At 72.6% G+C, this 23,765-nt stretch carries 21 protein-coding genes; 11 read left to right on the top strand and 10 right to left on the bottom strand.

Annotated elements, in window-relative coordinates:
- Nucleotides 1-167: 167 nt before the first annotated feature.
- Complete coding sequence (locus tag ACZOOI_RS14620; protein ID WP_465281195.1) at nucleotides 168-776, bottom strand: bifunctional DNA primase/polymerase; 609 nt, start codon at nucleotides 774-776, stop codon at nucleotides 168-170.
- Nucleotides 777-1,326: 550 nt separating this feature from the next.
- On the opposite strand from ACZOOI_RS14620, the gene ACZOOI_RS14615 reads away from it, so the two are divergent.
- On the top strand, nucleotides 1,327-2,088 hold the full coding sequence (locus ACZOOI_RS14615) for a glycosyltransferase family 2 protein (protein ID WP_465281046.1): 762 nt from the start codon (nucleotides 1,327-1,329) through the stop codon (nucleotides 2,086-2,088).
- A gap of 49 nt (nucleotides 2,089-2,137) precedes the next feature.
- Complete coding sequence (locus ACZOOI_RS14610; RefSeq protein ID WP_465281045.1) at nucleotides 2,138-3,649, top strand: MptA/MptB family glycosyltransferase; 1,512 nt, start codon at nucleotides 2,138-2,140, stop codon at nucleotides 3,647-3,649.
- Between the two features lie 56 nt (nucleotides 3,650-3,705).
- Here the strand turns inward: ACZOOI_RS14610 and ACZOOI_RS14605 are convergent, their stop codons facing one another.
- The 4 genes from ACZOOI_RS14605 to ACZOOI_RS14590 all read right to left on the bottom strand — a co-directional run bounded on the left by ACZOOI_RS14605 (nucleotide 3,706) and on the right by ACZOOI_RS14590 (nucleotide 8,610).
- A complete protein-coding gene (locus tag ACZOOI_RS14605; RefSeq protein WP_465281044.1) occupies nucleotides 3,706-5,838 on the bottom strand; it encodes a hypothetical protein in 2,133 nt (710 codons plus the stop codon).
- Between the two features lie 81 nt (nucleotides 5,839-5,919).
- Nucleotides 5,920-7,113: a nickel pincer cofactor biosynthesis protein LarC gene (gene larC, locus ACZOOI_RS14600; RefSeq protein WP_465281043.1), complete on the bottom strand. Its 1,194-nt coding sequence runs from the start codon at nucleotides 7,111-7,113 to the stop codon at nucleotides 5,920-5,922.
- Nucleotides 7,114-7,275: 162 nt separating this feature from the next.
- Nucleotides 7,276-8,067 (bottom strand): nickel pincer cofactor biosynthesis protein LarB, encoded by a 792-nt coding sequence (gene larB, locus ACZOOI_RS14595; protein ID WP_465281042.1) that lies wholly within the window; start codon nucleotides 8,065-8,067, stop codon nucleotides 7,276-7,278.
- Between the two features lie 102 nt (nucleotides 8,068-8,169).
- The gene (locus ACZOOI_RS14590) at nucleotides 8,170-8,610 is read right to left on the bottom strand and encodes an ATP-binding protein (protein ID WP_391587335.1); all 441 of its coding nucleotides are present in this window, start codon (nucleotides 8,608-8,610) and stop codon (nucleotides 8,170-8,172) included.
- A gap of 315 nt (nucleotides 8,611-8,925) precedes the next feature.
- Here ACZOOI_RS14590 and ACZOOI_RS14585 point away from each other — a divergent pair, with 315 nt between their 5' ends.
- From ACZOOI_RS14585 to ACZOOI_RS14555, 7 genes are all read left to right on the top strand, one after another.
- The gene (locus ACZOOI_RS14585; RefSeq protein WP_465281041.1) at nucleotides 8,926-9,654 is read left to right on the top strand and encodes a hypothetical protein; all 729 of its coding nucleotides are present in this window, start codon (nucleotides 8,926-8,928) and stop codon (nucleotides 9,652-9,654) included.
- Between the two features lie 128 nt (nucleotides 9,655-9,782).
- Entirely contained in the window at nucleotides 9,783-10,535 is a 753-nt protein-coding gene (locus tag ACZOOI_RS14580; RefSeq protein ID WP_465281040.1) for a YcnI family copper-binding membrane protein, read from the top strand.
- A 168-nt stretch (nucleotides 10,536-10,703) separates the two neighbouring features.
- Nucleotides 10,704-11,423: an SCO family protein gene (locus ACZOOI_RS14575; protein WP_465281039.1), complete on the top strand. Its 720-nt coding sequence runs from the start codon at nucleotides 10,704-10,706 to the stop codon at nucleotides 11,421-11,423.
- Nucleotides 11,420-12,073 (top strand): copper chaperone PCu(A)C, encoded by a 654-nt coding sequence (locus ACZOOI_RS14570; protein WP_465281038.1) that lies wholly within the window; start codon nucleotides 11,420-11,422, stop codon nucleotides 12,071-12,073. The genes ACZOOI_RS14575 and ACZOOI_RS14570 overlap by 4 nt, the downstream gene beginning before the upstream one ends.
- Complete coding sequence (locus tag ACZOOI_RS14565; protein ID WP_465281037.1) at nucleotides 12,060-13,877, top strand: copper resistance CopC/CopD family protein; 1,818 nt, start codon at nucleotides 12,060-12,062, stop codon at nucleotides 13,875-13,877. Before ACZOOI_RS14570 ends, ACZOOI_RS14565 begins: the two co-directional genes overlap by 14 nt.
- The gene (gene efeB, locus ACZOOI_RS14560) at nucleotides 13,874-16,288 is read left to right on the top strand and encodes an iron uptake transporter deferrochelatase/peroxidase subunit (RefSeq protein WP_465281036.1); all 2,415 of its coding nucleotides are present in this window, start codon (nucleotides 13,874-13,876) and stop codon (nucleotides 16,286-16,288) included. The genes ACZOOI_RS14565 and efeB overlap by 4 nt, the downstream gene beginning before the upstream one ends.
- Before the next feature lie 5 nt (nucleotides 16,289-16,293).
- Nucleotides 16,294-16,719 carry a cupredoxin domain-containing protein gene (locus ACZOOI_RS14555; protein ID WP_465281035.1) on the top strand — a complete coding sequence of 142 codons (426 nt, stop codon included), beginning with the start codon at nucleotides 16,294-16,296 and terminating at the stop codon, nucleotides 16,717-16,719.
- A 222-nt stretch (nucleotides 16,720-16,941) separates the two neighbouring features.
- Here the strand turns inward: ACZOOI_RS14555 and ACZOOI_RS14550 are convergent, their stop codons facing one another.
- On the bottom strand, nucleotides 16,942-17,919 hold the full coding sequence (locus ACZOOI_RS14550) for an NADP-dependent oxidoreductase (protein ID WP_465281034.1): 978 nt from the start codon (nucleotides 17,917-17,919) through the stop codon (nucleotides 16,942-16,944).
- A gap of 67 nt (nucleotides 17,920-17,986) precedes the next feature.
- Between ACZOOI_RS14550 and ACZOOI_RS14545 the strand changes: the two genes are divergently transcribed.
- Nucleotides 17,987-18,394 (top strand): winged helix-turn-helix transcriptional regulator, encoded by a 408-nt coding sequence (locus ACZOOI_RS14545; protein WP_396008089.1) that lies wholly within the window; start codon nucleotides 17,987-17,989, stop codon nucleotides 18,392-18,394.
- 158 nt (nucleotides 18,395-18,552) lie between these two features.
- Here the strand turns inward: ACZOOI_RS14545 and ACZOOI_RS14540 are convergent, their stop codons facing one another.
- From ACZOOI_RS14540 to ACZOOI_RS14525, 4 genes are all read right to left on the bottom strand, one after another.
- Complete coding sequence (locus ACZOOI_RS14540; protein ID WP_465281033.1) at nucleotides 18,553-20,034, bottom strand: DHA2 family efflux MFS transporter permease subunit; 1,482 nt, start codon at nucleotides 20,032-20,034, stop codon at nucleotides 18,553-18,555.
- A gap of 209 nt (nucleotides 20,035-20,243) precedes the next feature.
- Complete coding sequence (locus ACZOOI_RS14535; RefSeq protein WP_465281032.1) at nucleotides 20,244-20,732, bottom strand: MarR family winged helix-turn-helix transcriptional regulator; 489 nt, start codon at nucleotides 20,730-20,732, stop codon at nucleotides 20,244-20,246.
- Between the two features lie 102 nt (nucleotides 20,733-20,834).
- On the bottom strand, nucleotides 20,835-21,632 hold the full coding sequence (locus ACZOOI_RS14530; protein WP_465281194.1) for an ABC transporter permease: 798 nt from the start codon (nucleotides 21,630-21,632) through the stop codon (nucleotides 20,835-20,837).
- Between the two features lie 26 nt (nucleotides 21,633-21,658).
- Nucleotides 21,659-22,738, bottom strand: a complete 1,080-nt coding sequence (locus ACZOOI_RS14525) for an ATP-binding cassette domain-containing protein (RefSeq protein ID WP_465281031.1) — start codon at nucleotides 22,736-22,738, stop codon at nucleotides 21,659-21,661.
- 160 nt (nucleotides 22,739-22,898) lie between these two features.
- Between ACZOOI_RS14525 and ACZOOI_RS14520 the strand changes: the two genes are divergently transcribed.
- A complete protein-coding gene (locus ACZOOI_RS14520; protein WP_465281030.1) occupies nucleotides 22,899-23,654 on the top strand; it encodes a TetR/AcrR family transcriptional regulator in 756 nt (251 codons plus the stop codon).
- Nucleotides 23,655-23,765 lie beyond the last annotated feature (111 nt).

Genomic DNA, 23,765 nt, shown 5'->3' with positions numbered 1-23,765 from the left:
CGCGCGAAGCCCCCTTCCACACGCGTCCCGACGAGCGGGATTCGGGTGCGAAACGGGGCCGGAATGATCGGCTCGCCGAGCCTATCGCGCCGCCACTACGTGCAGCGATCACCACATGTTGCGGTTACGCCACAACGATCACCGCATCGCGTGACGGCGCGCCTCGATCAGGCTCTGGGCTCGGCGTGTTGGCAGGTGTCCACGAGCGTGCGGACCAGGTCGGCCACGCCCGGCAACCACGGCCCGCCGGCCGTCGGATCCCCGGAGGGCGCCGGTGGCCTGGCCCAGCGCAACAGGCCACCCTGCACCCGGGACGGCGGCAGCGCGAGATAGCCGCCGTCGCCGTGGAAGCGCAGGGTCGAGGGCACCGTGCCGTACCGATCGAGGCCGTATCGGTCCAGCAACTCACCCAGTTCGCCCAACTCGTATGGCTCAACCAGGAACGCGTAGCGGCCCGGCGCGGCGACGACCGGACCGGTACGCACACCGAGCCGGGCGAGTTGGTCGAGCGAGCGGGCACCGGCTTCCGACGGCACGCTCAACGCCGCCACCCGCCCACCCGTCGCCAGGATCAACGACGCGTCGGGGGTTTGTTGCCACCACCAGCGCGCCATGCGTTCATCACATGTGGCCGCGAGCAGGGGAGGTTCACCCGGATGGGCGCCCGGCACGCGACATTCGGTAGCACCACAACGACACACGCCCGACCAGCGGTCGTATCCGACGCCGGGAACCACCGGCCAGCGCCATCTCGCACACGTCAGCACGGCCGACATCAATGCGGTGCGTTCCCTCCGTCGTCTTCCGAGGATCTCGCGCAGCATGCGCTCGTTCCTTTCCGTGAACGTGGAAGCACTATGCGTGATACTCAGGTACTCCGCAGCCGACCATGACGAGGCCGCTTGGCGGCACATGGCGCGAGGTGGCGCAGGGGTGGCGAATTACGGCGCCCGGTACGGGTGTTGCCCTCGCGAATCGGGCCTCGGGCGGGAGATGGGGGCTCCCGAGCGGACCGTCGTGCCATCCATTGCTGCGGTTTGCGCTGCGGTTGGGTCTGTTGGTCTCTGCCTGGGGCGACACCGCGTCCGATGCGACGCCGCGCCTATTCCAGCACTCCTCACCGAGGACGACGAACGGCCGGCCCTCGGAGGTTCCGCAGATCTCACGAGACCGCGATCACAGGATCCTGGAGCATACCCGCGATGTGGCTCCCTTCCGTTGTACCCCCAACGCCGGTGACCTTCACGCCGCCGCGCCGCGCCGTTGGGCAGGACGGGTGGAACCGGCGGCATTCGAGGCACCTCGATCGGCTCGTAGGATCACGCCATGGCGGAGCACACGACCGGCACACCGACCGGCGACACGGCCGTGGTGATCCCGGCATACGACGAGGCACAACGAATTTCGGCCACGGTCGAGGCGGCGCGATCGATCGCCGGCGTGGACCTCGTGGTGGTGGTGGACGACGGTTCGCGGGACGACACCGCTGCCGCGGCACGGGCGGCGGGTGCGGTGCCGGTGCGCCACGGGCGCAATCGCGGCAAGGCCGGCGCGATGGAGACCGGCGCCGCCGTGGTCGCCGCGATCGACCTGCGCGAGGGCCGGGAACGACCGCGCCACCTGCTGTTCCTGGACGCCGACCTGGAGCACACGGCCGCCGCCGCGGCGCCGCTGATCGACCCGGTGCGGTCCGGGACGGCGGCGATGACCATCGCGGTGTTGCCGCCCCAACTGCGTGCCGGTGGCGGACACGGGTTCGTCGTCCGGGCCGCCCGCGACGGCATCGCCCGGGCCTCCGGCTTCACCGCGACGCAGCCGCTTTCCGGCCAGCGCTGTCTGACCCGGGCCGCGTTCGAGGCGGCACTGCCGCTCGCGGCCGGCTTCGGCGTCGAGACCGGGCTGACCATCGACCTGGTCCGCCAGGGTTTCCCGGTCGAGGAGGTCGAGGTCGCATTGCACCACCGGGTGACCGGCACGGACTTCGCCGCGCAGCGCCATCGGGCCCGGCAGTACGCGCACGTGGCCCGAGCCCTGGCCGAACGAGGCGCGGCTGGGGCGCTGCCCGGGGCGATCCGCGGTCGTGGCTGAACCGGTGGCGGTCCGGCCCGCCGCGGCGCGTCGCCCGTCGATGTTTCACGTGGAACATCCGTTTGGGACGCTCGCGCTCGGCCTGTGCGCGCTGGCGATCGCCCTGGTCGTGCTGACCGGCCTGCTCGGGCCCTCGGCCGCGCAGCCGCCGTTGCCGGGCGGGCCGTCCTGGTTGCCGCCGTACCACTGCACGGCCCACCCCGCCGCGGGGTTGGTGACCGGCCTGCTGCTCGCGGCGGCCCTGGTGGGTGCGATCGGCCTCGCGCTGGCGCTGCGCGAACTGGGCCGAGGCTGGGCCCCGGACCCGGGTCGGCTCACCCTCGGCGGCGCGCTCGCCGCGCTCGCGGTGGTGTGCGTGCCGCCGATGGGCTCGGCCGACCACCTCGTGTACGCCGCCTACGGGCGCCTGGCGGCCACCGGCGGCGACCCCTACCGGGACACCGCCGCGACACTGGTGCGGGACGGGGATCCGGTCGGCATCGCGGTCGAGGCGCCGTGGACCGACGTACCGTCGGTGTACGGGCCGGTGGCCACCGCGGAGCAGTGGCTCGCGGCCCGGATCGGCGGCACCTCGGTGCACCAGATCGTGCTGGTGCTGACCCTGCTCGGAGCGGCCGCGTTCGTGCTCACCGGGCTGCTGCTCCAGCGTGCGGCCGGCCCGGATCGGGTCGCCCGGGCCCGGGTGGCGATCCTGTGGTCGCTCAATCCGCTGCTGCTGTTCGTGGCGGTGGGCGCCGGCCATCTGGACGCGTTCGCGCTGGTGTTCGCGGTGGGCGCACTGGTCGCGGTGCGCCGCTCCCCCGTGCTCGCGGGTGTCCTGATCGGTCTGGCCTGCGCGGCGAAGGTCTCCCTCGGGCTGTACGTCCTGGCCCTGGCATGGGGCCTGCGCGGGCGGCCGCGCGCGCTCGGCGCGATGCTCGGGTCGGCGCTCGTGGTCGGCGTCGCGGCCTATCTGCCGGTCGGCTTCGGTGCGTTCGATCAACTCCGGGAGAACGCCAAGCTGGTCTCGCTCGCGGTGCCGCTGCGACTGGTGCTGGGGCCGCTGGAGTCGGCCGTCGGGCACGACGGGGCACGCTCGCTGATCGGCCTGCTCGGCTGGCTGCTGGCCGCGCTGGTGGTGTGGCTGCTGGCCCGGACCGCCGCCCGGGCCCGGCCCGCGGCGATGGCACACGTACTGCGCGACAGCGCCGCGGCGGCCGCGCTGTTGTCCCTGGCCTGGCTGCTGACCACGCCGTACAGCCTGCCCTGGTACGACGTCGCGGCCTGGGCACCGCTCGTGCTGCTCGCGCCGTCCGCGCTCGACGGGCTGCTGCTGGCCCGCAGCACGCTCCTGGTGTGCGCGTACGTCCCCGGCCGGGTGATCCCGCTGCCGGACGCGGTGGACACCCTCCAGCGCACCCTGCGCGGCACGGTCGGCCCGTGGGCCGGCGCGGCGATCCTGGTCGCGGTGGTGCTGGTCGGTCGGCGCGCGGGCGGGCCGCCCGTGGCGGGTTCTCGAACCCCCGCCGGGTCCGCGACGCCCGGCACCGCACCTCGCCGCACCGGAGAAACAGCCGAATAGAACCACTGGGCGGCTGCTTCTCCGGCACGCCGAGGCACGGCACCGAACGCCGCGGCCTATCCGACGGGGGTTCGAGAACCCGCCACGGCTGCGATCACCGCGATCGCCAGCGGCGCCGCAAGCGTGAGCGCGACCGCCGGGATCTGGATGCCGGAGTCGTTCACCGCGTAGCCGACCACCGCGGTCAGCCAGCACGCGATCAGCGTCGAGCGCAGCCACGGCACCGCCTCGAAGGAGCGGGCCAGGGCCGGCGCCCGCCACTTCGACGGATCGCGCACGGCGAGGATGAGCAGCACGAACACGACCGGGATGATCAGCGTGAACGGCGTGGTGAACGAGTGCAGGTTGCCCATGATCTTGCGGTGCAGCGTGTCGCCCGCGTCGCCGTCGACGATCTCCTGGACGAACCGGCCCAGGTGCGAGCGGCTCGCCGCCGGGCGGCGCCAGTCCAGGACGGCGATGGTGCCGATCACCACGACCGCGCCCAGGCCGACCAGGCCGACCTTGGCCCACGAGATCCGGGTGCCGGTCAGGAGCAGGCCGAGCACCGCCAGGCCCGGGATCAGCGCCAGTACGCCACCGAAGTCGCTGCCGAAGGCCGGCCATCCGTCGGCCACCACCGCGACCGCGCCCACCGCGGAGAGCACCACGATCGCCGCCCGCCGGCGATCGGCGGCGAGCAGCCGGCCCACCGGCCACCCGACGGCGAGCAGCACGGCCATCGCGAAGATCGTCCAGGCGACGTTGCCGAAGCCGTAGAACCGGCCCGCGACCAGCGGGGACAGGCCGAACAGGGTGTTCAGCTGGAGCGGTGAGCCGACCATCACGTCGCCGGCCAGGATCACCGCGGTGGCCGCGGCGACCACGCCCGCCGGGCCGTACGGGTGCCTGCGCCAGGGGCCGAGCAGGGCGAGGGCCGCGAGCACGGCGGCGAACGCGACGGTGAGTCCGAGCAGCGTCCAGGCCGGGTCGCCGGCCTGCTCCCACGGCACCAGGCCGACCAGGAAGGATCCGCCGGGGACCGCGCCGAAGAACACCCCGATCACGGTCGCGGTGCGTATCACCGTGCGCCGGGCCCGGGTCCGGCCGCTGCGCGCGAACCGCACGGCGAGCCACAGCGCGATCGCCGCGCAGACGATCGGCAACAGGGTGAGCCAGGTGAAGAAGTACCAAACCTCGCGCACCGTGCGCGACGCCTGGGCACCCGCGTCGAACAGGCGCAGTTCGTCGATCGCGGCGCCGCCGGACGGGCCCGCCGCCCGGGTGTACACCGCGCCGACCAGCGCGCTCGGCGCGTCGATGCCCAGCGGCGCCAGCAGGCTCGGGGCCAGGTCGGTGAGCTGGACCAGGCCGTCGTTGCGGGTCGAGGTGGCGGTCAGGTAGCCGGAGCCGAAGGTCGTGCCGGACGCGGTGCCGGGGCCGCTCACCAGGAGCGCGCGCAGGTGCGGGGTGCCGGTGTCGTCGGCGAGGCCGGCCACCACGAGCTGGGTGCGCGGCGGCAGCGCGGCCGCGATCCGGGCCACCTGCGCGTCCACCGCCCGCAGCCGGTCGGCGCGGTCGACGCCGGGGCCGGTCAGCCCGCCGAGATCGACCAGGGTCAGGGCGGAGCGCTCGATCAGCGCGGTGTCCACGGCGGCCGGATCCGGCAGGTAGGTGCCGCGCACCCGACCGCTCGGGTCGGCGCTCGCATAGGCCGCGCCGGGGCCGACCGAGGTGACCGCCCCGCCGTGCTCGGCGACCGAGCCGGCCAGTTGCCCGTACCGGGGGTTGTAGCCGAACTCCTCGTTGCGCTCGACGATCGCGCGCATGTTCGGCACCGTCGCCGAGCCGTCCGGGGCCAGGGTCGGCGGCACCGGCTCGGCGCACGGCTCGGCGCTCCTCGCACCGGTCCGGGCATCCGTCGAGCGGGCACCCGCACCCGTGGTGAGCCACCCGTCGACGGGACACGCACGCGGATGCACGGTGCGCACCGACATCGCGGCCGAGGTCGCGCGCCCGGCCAGCGCGGCCAGGCCCGGAGTGCCTCCGGCATCGATGTCGGCCCAGGTCAGGCCCGGGATCCCGAGCAGCACGACATGGTCGGCGGCGGCGGCGCGGGCAGGCGCGGCGCCGGCCGACCCGGGCAGCGCCGCCACCGCGACCACGGCCGTGAGCAGCGCGAGCAGCAACCGGAGGGGACGAGCGATCACGGGTGCCTGCTCCTCGACGTACGCGGCCAACACGGGGACGAATGATCGCCCCAGGCTATGCGGCGCGCCGCGCTGCCATGTTCAGGGCAGCAGTCCGGCCGCGTACGCCGCCGCGGTCGCCGCGCCCATCACCACCTTCACCGGTCGGCCCAGCGACGTGGCCACGGCGGCCACGTCCTCGTACTCCGGCTGGGCGTTGACCACCCTGCCGTCGAACATCGCGGTCTTGACCCGCACCGGCAGGCCCTCCACCCGTACCGTGCCGAACTCGCGGGCCAGCGCGCGTTTGGCCACCGGCACGATCCGCGCCCCTATCGTCGAGGTCTCCACGAACACCGTGTGCAGCGCGGCGTCCACCCGGTCCGCCGGGACCAGCACGCACAGCGTGTGGGCGGGGCGGCCCTTCTTCATCAGGATCGGCACCAACCACGCGTCGCCCGCGCCGATCGCGAGCAGTTTGCCCAGTACCGCCGGCCACAGACGCGGGTCGAGGTCGTCCACGTTGGTCTCGATCAGCACGTCCTCGCCGGTCGGTTGGAACCGCTGCGCCTCGCACCGCTCGCCGAGCACGACCCGCAGGATGTTGGGCACCTCCTCGACCCGACGGCTGCCCGCACCGGTCCCGTCCGCGGTGATCCGCAGGGCCGGCATCGGCCCCCAGGTCCGGCACACCGAGGCGAGCAGGGCCGCACCGGTGGGCGTGCACATCTCGTACGGGGCCGGGCCCGCGTACACCGGGGCGGCGGCCACCCGCATCAGTTCGAGCACGGCCGGCACCGGCACCGGCAACACGCCGTGCGCGGCCCGGACGCTGCCGCTGCCCAGCGCGACCGGCGAGCCGACCGCCTCCTCGATGCCCAGTGCGTGCAGCGCCGTGCAGGTGCCGACCACGTCGGCGATCGCGTCCAGCGCGCCGACCTCGTGGAAGTGCACCTCCTCGGGCAGACATCCGTGCGCGCGGGCCTCGGCGTGCGCGAGTCGGCCGAACACGTCGTGCGCCCGGGCATGCACGGGTTCGGGCAGATCGGCCCGGTCGAGCAGGTCGCGGACGTCGTTCCAGGTGCGATGCACATGGCTGGGTACGGTCTTGACCATGGCACGGGTCGCGGCGATCCCGTGTCGGTCGGTGCGTTCGACGGTGATCAGAATCGGTTCGACGCCCACCGCGTCGACGGCTTGCTGGACGGCCTCCAGCGGGGCGCCGGCGTCGATCAGGGCCCCGAGCAGCATGTCGCCGCTCGCACCGGCCTGGCACTGGAACCATGCGATGGCCAAGCGGACACCTCCCGTCGCGGCCACTGTCGCAGCCGACGGGGGGTCCTGCCGGGAAACCGACGAAGCGACCGAAACCGACCGCATTCTTGCGTTTGGCTGTTCCCGTGCTTCGGCGCTCGGTCGGTTGCGGCGTTACGGAGTCGGGCGTTACGGCATCGGGCGTTACGGCGTCGGCGTCGCGTCGGGCCGGTCCGACCGGGCGCGCCGCGCCACCCGGGCCGCGAACACGCCCGCCCCGAAGCCGTTGTCGATGTTGCACACCGCGACCCCGGGCGCACACGAGTTGAGCATCGCCAGCAGCGCCGCGAGGCCGCCGAAGGACGCGCCGTAGCCCACGCTGGTGGGCACCGCGAGCACGGGCACCGACACCAGGCCCGCCACCACACTGGGCAGTGCGCCCTCCATGCCGGCGACCACGATCAGACAGTCCGCCGCGTCGAGTTCGGCGTGCACCGCGAGCAGCCGATGGATGCCGGCCACGCCCACGTCCTCGATCCGCTCCACCCGGGCGCCGAACAGGCGCGCGGTGAACGCCGCCTCGCCCGCCACCGCCACGTCCGAGGTGCCCGCGGAAACCACCCGGACCAGGCCGCGGGTCGCCGGCGGCGCGCCCACCGCAACGCACGTGCCACCGTCGTCGGTGTAGGCCTCGCCGGGAAACGCCGCGTACACCGCCTCGACCACGGCCGCCGAGGCCCGGGTGGCGAGTGCGGGCCGGCGACTCGTCTCGCGCAATCGGCGAAAGAGCGCAACGGTCTGCTCGGGGGTCTTGCCGGCCGCGAAGACCACCTCGGGATCTCCGGTGCGCAGTTCCCGATGGGTGTCCACCCGGGCGAATCCCAGGTCCGCGAAGCCCGCCGTGGGCCCGCGGACGAGGGCGTCGAGTGCCTCGGCCACGTCCGCCTCGCCGGCGGCCACGCGGTCGAGCAATTCCCGTACCTCGGCCCGGTCCACTGCCCCGATCGTAGCCTTACGCCGGAACGAGCCCGTCCGGCACGGCCGTTCGGGTCGGGTCCGGGCCCGGCCGGCACCCCGGCCGGGACACTCGCACCCCGGCTACGACACCGGGACCAGCGCGTCCTTGCGCCAGCGCAGCGTCTTCTCGAAGCGCAGCACCGCACCGCGCCTGGGGTGGTTGCTGAGCTGCACGTGGTCGGTCATCGCCCGGATCAACATCAATCCTCGGCCGTTCTCCGCACCCGGGCCGACCGCGACCGCCGATCCGCGCAGCCGATCGGGTGGAAAACCCGGGCCGCCGTCGATGATCTCGACCCGACAACAATCACCGGTAATGCCCGCACGAATCTGATATTCCGAATACGGCCCGCCCCGGGCGTGCTCCACCACATTCGCGCAGGCCTCGGACAGCGCGAGGCCGATCTCCATCGCGATCTCTCGATCCACCCCCGCGGTCTCCATGGCGCCGACCAAAAGTCTGCGCGCCATCGGTACGCTCGCCGTATCCCGTGGCAGGTGGACAGTCCACCTCATGTCCATGAGCGGCCTTTCGACTTCTCTGGGAGTCCGGCTCTATCCGGCGATCTCTCCCCATTGGCGGGGAGACACACCTGTTTTTATTGCCGCCGCTCGGTCCCGGTATGCGCACATCACTTGATCGGTCGTCAATAGTCCGTGAAGACGATTCGTTCGGCCGCATCCCGGGGACACCCGCCTGCCCGCCCCGCGGCGTCGGAACGCCGGCGGGCGGCGACGACGGACGGCGGGCGGGCATTGCCGGCCCCGGACACGGGGGGCCGTCGTGCGATGAGACGATGGGGCGTCATGCAGGCCGTGTCCGTACCTTTCCGCGCTGTGCGCGCCGCCGTGTTCGCGGCGGTCTGCGCCGCGCTCGCGGCATGCGGTCACGCGTGGATGTCGAGCGCGCCGCTGCCGCTGTGGGCGCCCGTCGCCGGTTTCGGTGTGGTGTTCGTCTCGGCCTTCGCCGGCGCCGGTCGGCAGCGCTCCCTCGGCTCGATCACCGCGCTGCTCGCGGTGGGCCAACTCGCGCTGCACTCCCTGTTCGCCACGGCCGCGAGCGCCGCCGTGTCCACCGGCGCGACCCGCCCCGCCGGTTCGGGGGCGAGCGCCCTGCTGGACCGGCTGCTGTGCGGCCCGCGCGACTCGGCCGGGCACATCCTGCTGCCTCCGGGCTGGACGTCCGAGCAGATCGTCCGCAGCGCGCGGGTGGACCCCGCGCTGTTCCCGGCTCCGGCGCCGAGCGGGCACCACCACATGTCCGGCTCCGGGCCGATGCTGCTGGACGGCGGCATCGCGATGGTGGGCGCGCACCTGGTGGCGGCCCTGCTCACCGGCTGGTGGCTGCGGCGCGGCGAAGCCGCGCTGTTCGCCCTGATCGCACTGGCCTCGGCACCGCTGCGCGTGGTGCTCGCGGTGTTGTGCGGCGTGGTGGTCCCGGTCACCGAGCCGGCGGGCCGGGCCCGGCGGACCGGCGCGGAGCCGGACCTGACCACCCATCAGACGCTGCTTCGGCATGCGGTGACCCGGCGCGGCCCGCCGGCGGAGTACGCGCTCGCCTGCTGATCCCGGATGATCCCGCTCGATCGGGTGCCGGATCGGCGGTGGCGCGCGTCCGCCCTCCTGCCGTCCCCTCCCGGACCGAGGCCGACCCCGTGTGCCCTCGGCCGGATCACCCATGGAGCAGACACCCCATGACCCTGTCCACCACGCGCCGCCGGCTGTCCGTGGCAGCCGCCTCGGCCGGCGCCGGCATCCTCTTCTTCGCGGGCTCGGCCTCCGCGCACGTGAGCGTGCAGCCGGGCACCGCCGACCAGGGCTCCTACGCCAAGGTCGCCTTCCGGGTCCCCAACGAGCGCGACGACGCGGGGACCACCAAGCTCGAGATCACCCTGCCCGCCGACAAGCCGCTCACGTCGGTGCAGACCCGGGCGATGCCGGGCTGGAAGGCCGAGGTCGAGAAGACCAAGCTGGCCACGCCGATCGACAACCACGGCAAGCCGCTCACCGAGGTGGTCTCCAAGATCACCTGGACCGCGGACGCCGGCACCCGGGTGAACCCGGGCACGTTCGAGGACTTCGAGGTGTCCATGGGCAAGCTGCCCACCGACACCGACAAGCTCGTCTTCAAGGCCGTGCAGACCTACGACAGCGGCGAGGTCGTGCGCTGGATCGACCTGGCCGGTCCGGACGGCAAGGAGCCGCAGTACCCGGCGCCGACCCTCAAGCTCACCGCCAAGGCGGGCGCCGGCACGACGCCGACCACCGCGTCGGCCAAGCCCTCGACCGACGCCAAGGCGTCCGTCGCCGCGGTCGCCGAGGACAAGAGCGACGACTCGACCGCCCGCACGCTCGGCGTGGTCGGCATCGTGGTCGGCGTACTGGGCCTGGGCGTCGGCGTGTTCGCCGTCCTGCGCGCCTCGCGTCGGGGCACCACCTCCGGCTGATCCTCGCGTCCCGCTTCGGGCCGGGGTCCCTCACCCCGGCTCCGGGCGCGAACTTCCCGGCCCGGGTGCGCGCACCGATCCCATCGGTGCCCGCACCCGGGCCACCGGGCCCGCGCCGACGCCGAACGCGTCGGGGACGAGCCCTCGGCAGCAACGACCTGGAGAACGATGAGCAACGCAACGCAGTCCCTCGGCCGGACCCGCCGCACCGGCCTTCGCCTCGCCGCGCTGGTCGCGGCCGGGCTGCTCGTGGCCACGGGGTGCGGTGACTCCGACAAGTCCGACAACGGCTCGCCGGTGAAGGTGCGCGAGGCGAACTCCAAGTACAAGGGCATCGCCGTCGACCCGCCGTGGAGCAAGCCGGAAATGACCCTGACCGACACCTCCGGGCAGCCGTACGACTTCCGGGCCAAGACGGCCGGGCGCACCACGCTGTTGTACTTCGGCTACACCCACTGCCCGGACGCGTGCCCCACGGTCATGGGCGACATCGTCCGGGCGCTCGGCAAGCTGCCCGCGCAGGACCGGGCCACCGTGGACGTGGTCTTCGTGACCACCGACCCCGAGCGCGACACCCAGGCGGCGCTGCGCGAGTGGCTCGACTCACTGGACAAGTCCTTCGTCGGCCTGACCGGCCCGTTCGACCGGATCCAGGCCGCCGCACGCCAGGTCGGGGTCTCCATCGAGCCGCCCACCACCGGCCCGGACGGCAAGGTCGTGAGCACCCACGGCACCCAGGTGATCGCCTTCGCCCCCAACAACGAGGGACCGGTCATGTACAGCGCGAGCAGCGGACTGCTGCCGGACGGCACCCCGAACGGGAACTCCTCCGACGACTTCGCCCATGACCTGCCGCTGCTGATCCACCCCGAGGACGCCAAGAAGTGAAGCTCTTCCCCCTCCCCCGCAAGGCCGTACCGCTCGCCGTCGGCGGCGTGCTGGCGCTCGGGATCGGCGGCGTGCTGGTGGCATGCGCCGACTCCGGCTCCTCCGACGCCGGCGACCGCAAGGCCGCCGCGCCGGCGAACGCGGGCGCCGCCCAGGGTGCCCCGCAACTGCGCATCGTCGACCCGTACATCCCGCAGCCCTCCTCGGCGGACGTCGCGGCGGGCTACCTGATCGTGCAGAACGACGGCGACACCGCCGACCGGCTGCTCTCGGTGACCAGCCCGCTGTCCGGCGAGGTGATGCTGCACCGGACCGCCGGCAACTCGATGCAGCACATCCCGGGTCTGGACGTGCCCGCACACGGCAAGGGCGTGCTGGCCCGCGGCGGCAACCACATCATGTTCATGAACCCGAACAAGGCCGTGAAGAAGGGGGACACCGTGCCGCTGACGCTGACCTTCCAGCACACCGGGCCGGTCACCGTGCAGGTGCCCGTGCTCGGGGTGACCGAACGCCCCGGCGACGCGCCGACCGCGGGCGCGCCCGCGGCGACCGCGCCGGGCGGGGCCGCGCCGGGCACAGCCGCGCCGGCCTCGGAAACCTCGTCGGCCGCCCCCGCCGCGGACCACACGGGCCATGCGGGTCACTGACCCGGCGGCCGCCTCGGCGCCGCCCCCGGCCGCGGCCCGCGCCGCTCGCGGGGCCGGCCGCCGTGCGCTCGCGTGGCTGCTCGCGCTGCCCCTGCTGCTCGCCGCGCTCGTGCTCGGCGGGGCCGGGGCGGCGTCGGCGCATGCCGTCCTGGAGTCGTCCAACCCGGCGTCCGGTTCGACCCTGTCCACCGCGCCCGCGACGGTCACGCTGAGGTTCAGCGAAAGCGTGGAGATCGGCCTCGGCGGGGTGAAGGTCTTCGACCCGGCCGGCACCCGGGTGGACAACAACCAGACCAAGCACGGGCCGGACGGCGACACCAGCGTGGTCACCCCGCTGCGCGGCGGCCTGCCCACCGGCACCTACACGGTCGCCTGGCGGGCGGTCTCGGCCGACTCGCACCCGATCTCGGGCGCGTTCACCTTCAACATCGGCCAGGCCTCCGGCGGTGTGCGGGTCTCCGACCTGACCGACCAGGGTTCCACCGCGACGGACGTGTCGGAGCGCGCCGCCGGCGGGGTCGCCTACCTGTCCTTCGCGGTGCTCGGCGGCGCGGTGCTGTTCCTGCTGATCGCCCGGCCGGCCGCGGTCGGCCGATTCCGGGTCTGGCTGCTGCTGTCCGGTGCGTGGGGCGGGCTACTGCTGGCCTCGCTCGCGGTGCTGATGCTGCACGGTCCGAACGCCTCCGGCCTGGGCCTGTCCTCGGCGTTCGACGCGGAAGTGTTGCGCGCGACGCTGGACACCAAGCTGGGCAAGGCGATCGCGGTGCGGGTGCTGCTGCTCGGCGCGGCCGGCGCACTGCTCGGCTGGCTGATCGCCTCGCTCGCCCACGCGGCCGACCGTACCCGGCACATCCTGGCCGGCGTCTGGGCAGTGCTGTGCACCGCGATCGCCGTCACCTGGCCGATCGCCGACCATGCGTCGGTGGGCCGTCAGGTGGAACTGGCGATGGCCGCGGACACGCTGCACCTGCTCGCGATGTCCACGTGGCTCGGCGGGCTCGCGATCGTGGTCACGCTGATCCTGCGCCCGGGCGACCCGGCGCCGGAGGCGGGCCTGGACGTGCCGACGGTGCGGATCTTCTCCCGGACCGCGTTCGCCTCGGTGTGCGTGCTGGTGGCGACCGGGTCGTACGCGGCCTGGCGGCAGGTGGGTTCCTTCGCCGCGCTGTTCGACACCACGTTCGGCCTGTTGCTGGTCTTCAAGGTCGACCTGGTGCTGCTGATGCTGGCCGGTGCGTGGGTCTCCCGACGCTGGCTGATGCGGCAGTTGGCGGCGGCCGGCAAGGCCCCGCTCGGAAAGGGCGCGGTCGGCAAGAGCACGGCGGGCGGCCCGAGATGGGCCGTGCTGCGCAAGACGGTCGCGATCGAGGCCGCCCTGGCGATCGCGGTGTTGGGGGTCACCACGGTACTCACCGACACCGAACCCGGCCGCACCGCGCACGAGCGCAAGCAGGCCGAGGCGGCGGGCCCGGTCAGTCGCACCGTCCCGTTCGACGCCGGTGGCGCGGCGGGCAGGGGCAGGCTCGACGTCACGGTCGACCCGGCCCGGGTGGGGCCCAACGAACTGCACCTCTACTTCTCCGATCCGATCGGGCAGATCCGTGAGGTGGAAGAGCTGACCGTGTCGATGGCGCTCCCGGGCAAGGGCATCGACGGCGCGGACGTGCAGGTGCGCCGGGGTGGTCCCGGACACTGGCTCGGCGATCTGTCGATGCCGATGGCGGGGCGCTGGGAGTTGTCCTTCGCGATCCGTACCTCCGACGTCGATCGCGTCACCGTGACGGTGCCCGTGGAGGTCAAGTGAGGCACGTACGTCGCCTCGTGGTGCTGTTCGTCGCGGTGCTGGCCTGCCTGACCCCGACGAGCAGCGCGTTCGCGCAGGAGTTGTCCGGTCAGGGGCCGAGCAACTTCCACACCGTGATGACCTCGCCGAGCAGGCTCGACCCGGGCCTGACGGTCAAGGTGATCGAAAACGGCGCGCGGATGGAGCTGCGCAACACCGGCCCGCAGGACGTGATCGTGCTCGGGTACATGAGCGAGCCGTTCCTGCGGATCGGCCGGGGCGGGGTGTTCGAGAACCGTCAGTCGCCCGCCGTGCAACTCAGCAGCGAGCGATGGGGCTCGGTCGACGAGAAGTCGAACCTGCAACCGACCGGCGCCCCGCAGTGGCACCGGATCTCCACCGAACCGGTGGCCCGCTGGTACGACCAGCGGGTGCACTGGATCGTGCAACAGCGGCTGCCACCGCGGGTGATGGCCGATCCCGACCGTGCGCAGCGGATCTCCACCTGGACCGTGCCGATGCGCGTCGGCGACCGTGAACTGGCCGCCACCGGCGAACTGCGCTGGGTGCCCGGGCCCAGCCCGTGGCCGGGCATCGCCGGGTCGATCGCGCTCGCGCTGGTGGTGCTCGCCGCGGTGTGGTTGCCGCCGGTCCGCCGTCGGGCCCTGCGCGGGTACGGCGCACTCGCGGGCGTGGTCGCGGCGGCGAGCGTGCTGCACCTGGCCCTGGTCGCGGCGGCCCGGGCCGGCGGTCTCGGTGCCTGGGCGGGCGCGTTCCTGGCCGGCAATCTGCTGCAACTGTTGTCCGCGGCGGTGGCGTTCGCGGGTGCGGCGCTGCTGGTCCGGGGTCGGGTGGGCGGCGCGTGGTTGGCCGCGCCGGCGCTCGGCGTGCTGGCGCTGCGGGTGGCCGGCTACGACCTGCCGGTGTTGTGGCGCTCGTCGTCGCCGTTCGTGGGTGGGCTGGTGCCGGACCGGGCGCTGACGGTGCTGGTGCTCGGCGCCGGCCTGGGTACGGCGCTCGCGCTGGTCGTGGTGGTGCGCCGGGGGCCGTCGCCGGCGGCGGCGGCCGACGTGGTGGACACGGTCGACGTGGTGAATGTGATGGACGGTGAGCGCGGCGCCGAGGGCACCCGCGAGCCGCTGGAACCTGCGAAGGACGACGTGATGAGCAGCCCGGAATCCTCCGATCGAGCGAGCAGCGGTTCGGCCGTCTCGCGCCGCCGCTTCGTCGGTGTCGCGGGCGCGGCCGGCGCGGGCGGCCTGGTGGTCGGTGCCACCGGCGGCGCGGTCGCGTTCGCGGGCGAGTCCGACGGCGAGGGCGGCCCGGCGCTGACCCGCGTCGGCGCGACCAGCGTGCCGTTTCACGGGAAACATCAGGCCGGCATCACCACGCCGGCCCAGGCCAAGGGTGTCTTCCTGGGCTGGGACCTGGAACCGGGTGCGGACCGGGCCGCGGTCGCCGCGCTGATGAGGCGCTGGTCGGACGCGGCCGCGCAGCTGACCTCGGGCCGACCGGTGGCGGGCGACGACCAGGTCGCGGCGGACGCCGGGCCCTGCTCGTTGACGGTCACCTTCGGCTTCGGCGCCGCCCTGTTCGACAAGGTGGGGCTCGCCGCGAAGCGGCCCGCCGCACTCAAGCCGCTTCCGCCGTTCCCGGACGACGCACTGGACCCGGCCCGCAGCGACGGCGACCTGTTCGTCCAGGTGTGCGCGGACGACGGTCTGGTCGCCTTCGGCGCGGTCCGCGCGCTGCAGAAGCTGGCCAAGGGGGTGGCCCGGATCCGCTGGCAGATGAACGGCTTCGCCCGCTCGCCGGGCGCCACGGCCAAGCCGATGACGCATCGGAACCTGATGGGCCAGATCGACGGCAGCAACAACCCGAAGCCGGCCGACCCCAAGTTCGACGAGAAGATCTTCGTCACCACGGCCGCGGGCCCCGAACAGGGCTGGACGACCGGCGGCACGTACGTGGTCTTCCGCCGGATCCGGATGTTGCTCGACGCCTGGGACGGCCTCGACAAGGGCCACCAGGAGCGGGTGATCGGCCGGAGCAAGGACACCGGCGCCCCGCTGACCGGCGGCGGAGAGCACAGCGCCGCCGACTTCGGCAAGCGCGGTCCCGACGGCCAACTGGTGATCACCGCGAACGCCCACATCCGGGTCGCGGCACCGGAGTTCAACCGGGGGGCGACGATGTTGCGGCGCGGCTACTCCTACCACGACGGGTTCGGCACGGACGGCGCGCCGGACGCCGGGCTGCTGTTCGTCGCGTGGCAGCACGATCCCGACGACGGCTTCGTGCCGATCCAGCGCAAGCTGGCCCGCGGCGATGCGCTCTCCCCGTTCCTGCGGCACGAGGCGAGCGCGCTGTTCGTGATCCCGCCGGGGTGCGCCCCGGGCGGGTATGTCGGTCAATCCCTGCTGGAGGGCTGAGTCCGATGCGGCGTCGATGGTTGGTCGGGGCACTGGCCCTGCCGCTGCTGCTCACCGGCTGCGGGAGTTGGGGGGCGGAGGGCGGCCCCGGTTCGTACATGGCCGAGGCCGAGGCGACCGCCGCGGCGTCCGAGGGCGTCGCGGCACTGGGCACCGACGGGGTGCAGCGGATCGAGTTGCGGGTGGACGACAAGCTGCGCTTCTCGCCGTCGGTGATCCGCGCCCGGACCGGCCCGCTGGTGATCACGCTGGCGGACACCGGGATCACCCCGCACCAGATGATCCTGCCCGGCGGTGCGCCGGTCGCGCCGTCCGAGGGCGGCAAGTCCCAGGACATCAAGCTGAGTTTCGGCCGGCCGGGCTCGTACACGTTCAACTGCATGTACCACGTGGGCACCGGGATGGCGGGCACGATCGAGATCACCGAGTAGGGCGGCGTGGGCTGGGTGCCGTGGGGCGGGGTGGCCTCGGGCGCGGTGCCGTCGGGTGGGCGCGACCGGGCAGGACGCGTGCGGTCGAAGCCCGGCACTCCGGCCGGCTGCGGCGGGAGTGCCGGGCTTCGTTGGACCCGGACCGCACGTTTCGGTGCGTGCGGTGCGGGTGGTGCGTGCGTGCGGTGCCTGCGGACCGGGCTTGGGGCTTCCTCGCCGGGCTCAGGGGATCAGCACGATCTTGCCGGTGGTGCGATTCGCCTCGGCCGTCTCGTGTGCCTTGACCACCTCGGCCAGCGGGAAGGTCTCGCTGACGATCGGGCGCAGCTCGCCGGCGTCCGCCAACTCGCCGATCAGGGCCAGGCGCTCGGGATTGGGGTCCAGGTCGAACGTGAGCCCGCGCCGGCCCGCCGCCTCGGCCTTGGCCGCGGTGGCGTCGGCGGCGGGCGGGTTGGTGATGTTGAGCAGGATGCCGCCGGGGCGGAGCGTGGGCAGCGAGCGATCCTCGTAGTCGCCGCCGATCAGGTCGAGGACGACGTCCACGTCGCGGACCGCCGTGCCGAAGTCGGTGGTCGTGTAGTCCACGACCTCGTCCGCTCCCAGCTCGCGCAGCAGTTCGTGCTTGGCCGCGCTCGCCGTGCCGATCACGTACGCGCCCCGGGACTTGGCGATCTGCACCGCCAGGTGTCCGACGCCGCCCGCCGCCGCGTGGATCAGCACCCGTTGGCCGGGCCCCACCCCGGCGCCCTCGACCAGGGCCTGCCATGCGATGGACGCGGACAGCGGCAGCGCCGCGGCCTGCACGTGGTCGAGCGAGGTCGGCTTCGGCGCGAACGACGACTCCGAGGCCACCACGAACTCCGCGTAGCCACCCGCCAGGTGCGGGAAGTCCGGGATGCCGTACACCTCGTCGCCGACCGCGAAGCGCCGCACCCCCTCGCCGACCCCGGCCACGACGCCGGAGACGTCCCAGCCGAGGGTGAACGGCGGCACCAGCCACATCCCGCCGGCCCGGATCTTGGTGTCGATCGGGTTGACCCCCGCGGCGCGCACTTCGACCAGTACCTCGCCGGGTCCTGGTGTGGGTATCGCGGTCTCGATCAGCCGGAGAACCTCCGGGCCGCCGAGCCTGTCCTGATGCACGGTGATCATGTTCGTGTGCGTGTCCGTCTGCGGGTTCGTCTGCGTGTTCGTCGTCATGCGGGCAAGCTTCGGCGTTCCGGTATGTATTTGTGAAGAAGGCACTTTCCTGGTACCTGGGTACCTCATGCATACCCCTCCCGACCTGCGTCCTTTCGGCGGCGCCGACGTATACCTCAGCGACTGCGCGTCCCGGGCCGTGCTGCACCTGATCGCGAACAAGTGGGTGGCCCTCGTCGTCGGGGCCCTGCACCCGGGCACGCTGCGGTACGCGGAACTGCGCCGCCGACTGGGTGGCATCACCAAGAAGATGCTCACCCAGACCCTGCGCGACCTGGAACGCAACGGCCTGGTCCGGCGCACGGTCCATCCGACCGTGCCGCCACAGGTCGAGTACTCGCTGACCGAACTCGGCGACAGCGTGAGCGGCCTGATGGAGGCGATCCGGGTGTGGTCGGAAAGCCACATCGAGGAGATCGCAGCAGCACAACTGGCCTACGAGGAAGCAGCGGCGACCCGAACGGCCGCGGTCTGACCGCCGCAGGTGCGGGTGGGCCGCGGGGATCTTCGGGAGCGGCGGGGGCACAGGCGGCCCCGGTGCGATGTAGCCGGGGTTGCGGAGCAGCCGGGGTTGCGGGCGAACGCCGAAGACCCCCGCCGCAGGTGCGACAAGGGCCTCGGGGCGGTTGACGGTCAGAGGGCGTGGACCGGCAACTCGGCCGCCGCCTCGGTGTCTTCCTCCGTGTTCTCCGCAATCACGGTCGACTCCCCGTCCCGGTTCGGGGAGCGCAGCACCAGCAGGGTGAGGGCGATCGCGGCGGCGATCAGACCGGCGCCGATGCCGAAGGCGAGGGTGTAGCCGCCGGTCAGCGCGTCGGCAGTGGACCTGCCCTCGGCGAGCAGCCGTTCCGCCTTCGCGCCGGCGAGCGTGTTCAGGACGGCCAGCCCGAGTGCGCCGCCGACCTGCTGGGTGGTGTTGAACAGACCGCCGACCACCCCGGCGTCCTCGGCGGTGGCCCCGGACATGCCCAGTGTGGTGAGCGCCGGGATGGCCAGACCGAAGCCGGCCAGCAGCAACATCGCGGGCAGCACGTCGGTGACGTAGTCGCCGTCGGCCGGCACCCGGGCCAGGAACAGCAGCCCGACCAGGAGCAGGGCCAGGCCCGCGACCACGACGTTGCGCTCGCCGAAGCGGGCGTTGATCCGGGCCGAGAAGCCGAGCGTGACGATGCCGATGACGACCGCCGACGGCAACATCGCAACACCCGTGCGGGCCGCGCCGTAACCGAGCACGTGCTGGAGGTACAGCGCGATCATCAACTGGAAGGCGAACAGCGCACCGACCATCAGCATCTGGATCGCGTTGGCTCCCGACACCCGCGCCGACCGGAACACCCGCAGCGGCAACAACGGCGTTCGCGCCCTGGCCTGGCGGACCACGAAGCCGAGGATCAGCAGCAGCGAGACCGCACCCGTGCCGAGCGTGCGCACCGAGGCCCACCCTTGCGCGTCGGCCTCCACGATCGTGTAGACGAGCACCATCAGACCGGACGTGATCAGCAACGCACCCCACAGATCCGCGCCCGCGGACCGCCCGAGCCCCCGGTCGGCGACCAGCAGGCGGAAGGCGAGCACGGTGGCCGCGACGCCGATCGGCACGTTGACGAAGAAGATCCAGTGCCACGTGAAGGCCTCGGTGAGCAGCCCGCCGAGCACGAGACCGATCGAGGCACCCGCCGCACCCACGAAGCTGAACGCGCCTATCGCCCTGGCCCGCTCGCGCGGGTCCGGGAACAGCGTGACGATCATCCCGATCGCCACCGCCGACGACATGGCGCCGCCGATGCCCTGGAGGAAGCGGGCGGCGATCAGCAGTTCGGGCCCGGTCGCCACACCGCACAGCAGCGACGCGGCGGTGAAGACGACCATGCCGGCGATGAACATCCGGCGCCGCCCGATCAGGTCGCCGAGCCGACCGGCCAGGAGCAGCAGGCCGCCGAAGGCGATCCCGTACGCGTTGACCACCCAGGCCAGGCCCGACTGGGAGAAGCCCAGGTCACTCTGAATGGCGGGCAGCGCCACGGTGACGATCGTGCCGTCGAGGACCACCATCAACACCCCGGCACACAGCACCGCGAGCGCCGACCAGCGCGACCTGTCCGTCGATACAGCCATGCGTGACATATCTGCTCATCTCCCCTGGACGACCGGTCGGCGGACGACCGACTCACAGGAGAGACATTAGCAGATAGTTTTGTTGTAGACGATCTCTTTCAGACTCTTCTTCTACAGACCATTCTTCTATGGTCTCTTCTTCGCCGGAGCCTCCCGTGCCTCGCGGGCACGCCCGGCCCGCGCGCCCGGCCGCCTGATGGGCGATGGGCCTACCGCTTCGGCGTCCTGGCCCGCCGTACCGTCACCTCGGACTCGACCGGCTTCGCGAGCACTCCGCCGACCAGGCGGGTCAGCGCGGACATGAACACCGTGCGCTCGTCCTCGGGCAGCGCCTCCAACACCTCGCGATGCACGCCGTCGACGATCCCGCGTCCGGCTCGGATCAGGTCGCGCCCGGCGTCGGTCACCACGATGATCCGCGCCCGCCGGTCGGTCGGTGCGGGCCGCCGCTCGGCCAGCCCGGCCTGCTCCAACTCGTCCATGGTGACCACCATCGTGGTCTTGTCCAGATCGGCCAGCTCGGCCACCTGGGCCTGGGTCAGGTCCTGATCGACCGCGTGCGCGAGCACGCAGAAGCTGCGCGGCGTGATGTCGATCGCCGCGAGTGCGGCCGCCATCCGGGTGTTCATCACGTGCCCGGCGTGCACGAACATGCCGGTCATGTCCAGGACGGTCGGGGCCAGGCTCTCGGTAGTCATACCGGCAGCGTAACAAGATAGGTAAGCCAATAGATTGTTCCGTAGCGGATATATGGCCCCCGGCCGCCGCCTCGGCATCATCTGTGACCGGTCGAGCACCGATCAGCGGCCGAGTGCCCGGAAGCGCCGCACCGCGAGCGGCAGGAAGATCGCGGTGATCAGCACCGGCCAAACCATCGCCATCACCAACGCGTGCTCCTCGATCCAGCCGTCCCCGTGCGGAGCCGGATTGCCGAACAGGTCGCGGATCGCGTTCGCGGTGGACGAGACCGGATTCCACATCGCCACCGCGCCCAGCCACTGCGGCATCATCGACGGCGGCGTGAAGACGCTGGAGACGATGCCGAACGGGAAGGCCACGGCGAACAGGCTGCCCGCCGCCTCCGCGTCGGGCACCAGCAGACCCAGGTACACGCCGACCCAGGTGAGCGAGAAGCGCAACAGCAGCAACAACCCGAAGGCGGCCAGGGCTTCGGGCAGGGTGCCGTCCGGGCGCCATCCGACGACGAGCGCGATCGCCGCGAGCACGGCGAGGTCGACGCTCGCGCCGAGCACATCGGCGACCCCGCGCCCGGTGACCACCGCCGAGGGCGCCATCGGCATCGAGCGGTAGCGGTCCATCACGCCGAGTCCGCGGGTGAACGCGACGATCGTCGCGGTGTTCATGAACCCCTGCGCCATGGTCATCGCGAACATCCCGGGCAGCGCGTAGTCCCGGTAATCGACCGAGCCGCCCACATCCATCGCACTGCCGAAGACGTACACGAACAGCAGTACGGACACGATCGGGAAGCCCAACTGCCAAGCCAGAGCGCTCGGTTGTCGGGCGATGTGCACCAGTTCGTTGCGCACGACGGTCAGACAGTCCGCGATCGCCCAGTACAACCGGCGTTCGGGCATCTCGGCCGGGGGCACGGTGGTCGCGCTCACGGACGGATCCCCTCCTCGACGGGTGCGGCCGACGGCCGGCTCGACGGGTGCGGGCGGTCGGACCCGGCCCCCGGTCGGTTCGGCTCCCGGGCACTTCGGCCGGTCAGCCGCAGGAAGACCTCGTCCAGGGTCGGCCGGCGCACCCCGATGTCCTCGATCGCGATCCCCTCGTCCTGACAGGTCCGTGCGACGTTGGTCAGCGCCGCGACCCGATCGCCGACCGGTGCGGTCACCCGTCGCTCCTCGCGGTCGAGCACCGGCTCGCCGGCCGAGTGGGCCACCCGGGCCATCACCTCGACCACGCGCGGCAGGTCGGCCACATCGCGTACGACGATCTCGATGCGATCGCCGCCCAGTTCGCGCTTGAGCCGATCCGGAGTGTCGTCGGCGATCTTGCGGCCACGATCGAGCACCGCGACCCGGTCCGCCAACTTGTCCGCCTCGTCCAGGTATTGCGTGGTCAGCAGCACCGCGGTGCCACCCGCGAGCAACGAACGCACCGCCGCCCAGACCTCGTTGCGCCCGCGCGGATCGAGGCCGGTGGTCGGCTCGTCCAGGAAGAGCACGTCCGGAGCGAGGATCATGCTCACGGCCAGGTCGAGCCGCCGGCGCATGCCGCCGCTGTACTGCCGGACCCCCCGGTCCGCGACCTCGACCAGGCCGAATTGCTCCAGCAGTTCGTCGGCCCGGCGTACCGCCTGGCGTCGGTCCAGATGGAACAGGCGTCCGAACAGGATCAGATTGCGCCGACCCGTCACCACTTCGTCGACGGCCGGGTGTTGGCCGACCAGTCCGATGTGTCGGCGCACCCGCCGGGGATCTCCGGTCACGTCGTGGCCGGCGACCAGGGCCCGGCCGCCGTCCGGGCGCAGCAGCGTGGACAGGATCCGGACCGCCGTGGTCTTGCCCGCCCCATTGGGGCCGAGCAGTCCCTGTACGGTGCCGCGAGGCACGGTCAGGTCGAAATCGTCGAGTGCGTGGGTGGTGCCGTAGCGCTTGGTCAGGCCCTGCGCGAGGACCGCGTGGCTCGTGGTTTCCGGTGACGTTTCCATCGGCGCTCGCATCGACGTTCCCATCGGTCTCCTTCTCGACCTCCGCCAGACCGGGTACACCGTACCCGATTGCGCGTACGGCGTACTCGGTTTGTCTCGACGGGTTTGCGTCGGTGCGCCGGGGCCGCGAGGCGTCGCGCACCGTCCTCGGGCGACCGAACCGGGCTCATACGATGGGGACACCATGACGAGCACCGACCACACCGGCAGCGGTGACCTCGCCCGCAGCCTCGAACTGCTGTGGGGCGTGGACCGGAAACCGGCCCGAGGCCCCAAGCCGGCGCTGACCCTGGACGGGATCGTCACGGCCGCGATCGCCGTCGCCGACGCCGAGGGACTGGATGCGGTCTCGATGCGTCGCGTGGCCGCCGAGATCGGCTCCGGCACGATGTCGCTCTATCGCTACGTCCCGGGCAAGGCCGAGTTGATCGACCTGATGGTCGACAGGGTCAATGCGCCCGGCGACGGCGCCGAATTTTCCCCCGGCCTCGGCTGGCGGGGCGCGCTGGAGCAGGTCGCTCGCGGTATCTGGCGGATGTACAACCGCCACCCGTGGTTGCTCGGCGTCGATCAGGCCCGGCCGGTCCTGGGCCCCAACTCGTTGCAGGCCCTGGAGTTCACGCTGGCCGCGATCGGGGACGCGAGGTTGTCGGACCGGGAGAAGCTGACGGTCCTGTCGATCATCGACGGCGGTTACGTCAGCGGGATGGCGCGCACCCACTTCAACAGCGTGCGCGCGGCGCAGCGCACCGGCGTCAGCGACGAGCAGTTCTGGGCCGCCCAAGCCCCGCTGCTGAACGCGGCGATGGCGAGCGGGCGCTACCCGAAACTGGCCGCGCTCGCCGAGGACAGCTTCACCCAGGACGGCGAGGCGGCGTTCGAGTTCGGCCTGCAACGCCTGCTCGACGGCCTGGAGACGTTCATCGACCGCCGAACCTGACGCTCGGTCACGACGGATGTCGGATTCGACGGACGAGGCCCCCGGAAGCGGAACCGGCCGGCATCATCTTCGGTGCTCGGCTACGGGGAACGGGGACCATGTACGGAAAAC

The organism is Embleya sp. L77, from assembly GCF_055557415.1.
Note: the sequence above shows the minus strand (reverse complement) of the source record. Positions and strands in the feature narration are given on the sequence as shown.

Bases quoted from the DNA above. Each gene is read 5' to 3' on its own strand.
- ACZOOI_RS14615 (WP_465281046.1), top strand. From the start codon at position 1,327: ATGGCGGAGCACACGACCGGCACACCGACCGGCGACACGGCCGTGGTG.
- ACZOOI_RS14540 (WP_465281033.1), bottom strand. From the start codon at position 20,034: ATGGCTGTATCGACGGACAGGTCGCGCTGGTCGGCGCTCGCGGTGCTG.
- ACZOOI_RS14590 (WP_391587335.1), bottom strand. From the start codon at position 8,610: ATGGACATGAGGTGGACTGTCCACCTGCCACGGGATACGGCGAGCGTA.
- ACZOOI_RS14530 (WP_465281194.1), bottom strand. From the start codon at position 21,632: ATGCCCGAACGCCGGTTGTACTGGGCGATCGCGGACTGTCTGACCGTC.
- ACZOOI_RS14575 (WP_465281039.1), top strand. From the start codon at position 10,704: ATGAGCAACGCAACGCAGTCCCTCGGCCGGACCCGCCGCACCGGCCTT.
- ACZOOI_RS14550 (WP_465281034.1), bottom strand. From the start codon at position 17,919: ATGACGACGAACACGCAGACGAACCCGCAGACGGACACGCACACGAAC.
- ACZOOI_RS14545 (WP_396008089.1), top strand. From the start codon at position 17,987: ATGCATACCCCTCCCGACCTGCGTCCTTTCGGCGGCGCCGACGTATAC.
- ACZOOI_RS14535 (WP_465281032.1), bottom strand. From the start codon at position 20,732: ATGACTACCGAGAGCCTGGCCCCGACCGTCCTGGACATGACCGGCATG.
- ACZOOI_RS14580 (WP_465281040.1), top strand. From the start codon at position 9,783: ATGACCCTGTCCACCACGCGCCGCCGGCTGTCCGTGGCAGCCGCCTCG.
- ACZOOI_RS14525 (WP_465281031.1), bottom strand. From the start codon at position 22,738: ATGGGAACGTCGATGCGAGCGCCGATGGAAACGTCACCGGAAACCACG.
- ACZOOI_RS14555 (WP_465281035.1), top strand. From the start codon at position 16,294: ATGCGGCGTCGATGGTTGGTCGGGGCACTGGCCCTGCCGCTGCTGCTC.
- ACZOOI_RS14520 (WP_465281030.1), top strand. From the start codon at position 22,899: ATGACGAGCACCGACCACACCGGCAGCGGTGACCTCGCCCGCAGCCTC.
- ACZOOI_RS14565 (WP_465281037.1), top strand. From the start codon at position 12,060: ATGCGGGTCACTGACCCGGCGGCCGCCTCGGCGCCGCCCCCGGCCGCG.
- ACZOOI_RS14620 (WP_465281195.1), bottom strand. From the start codon at position 776: ATGTCGGCCGTGCTGACGTGTGCGAGATGGCGCTGGCCGGTGGTTCCC.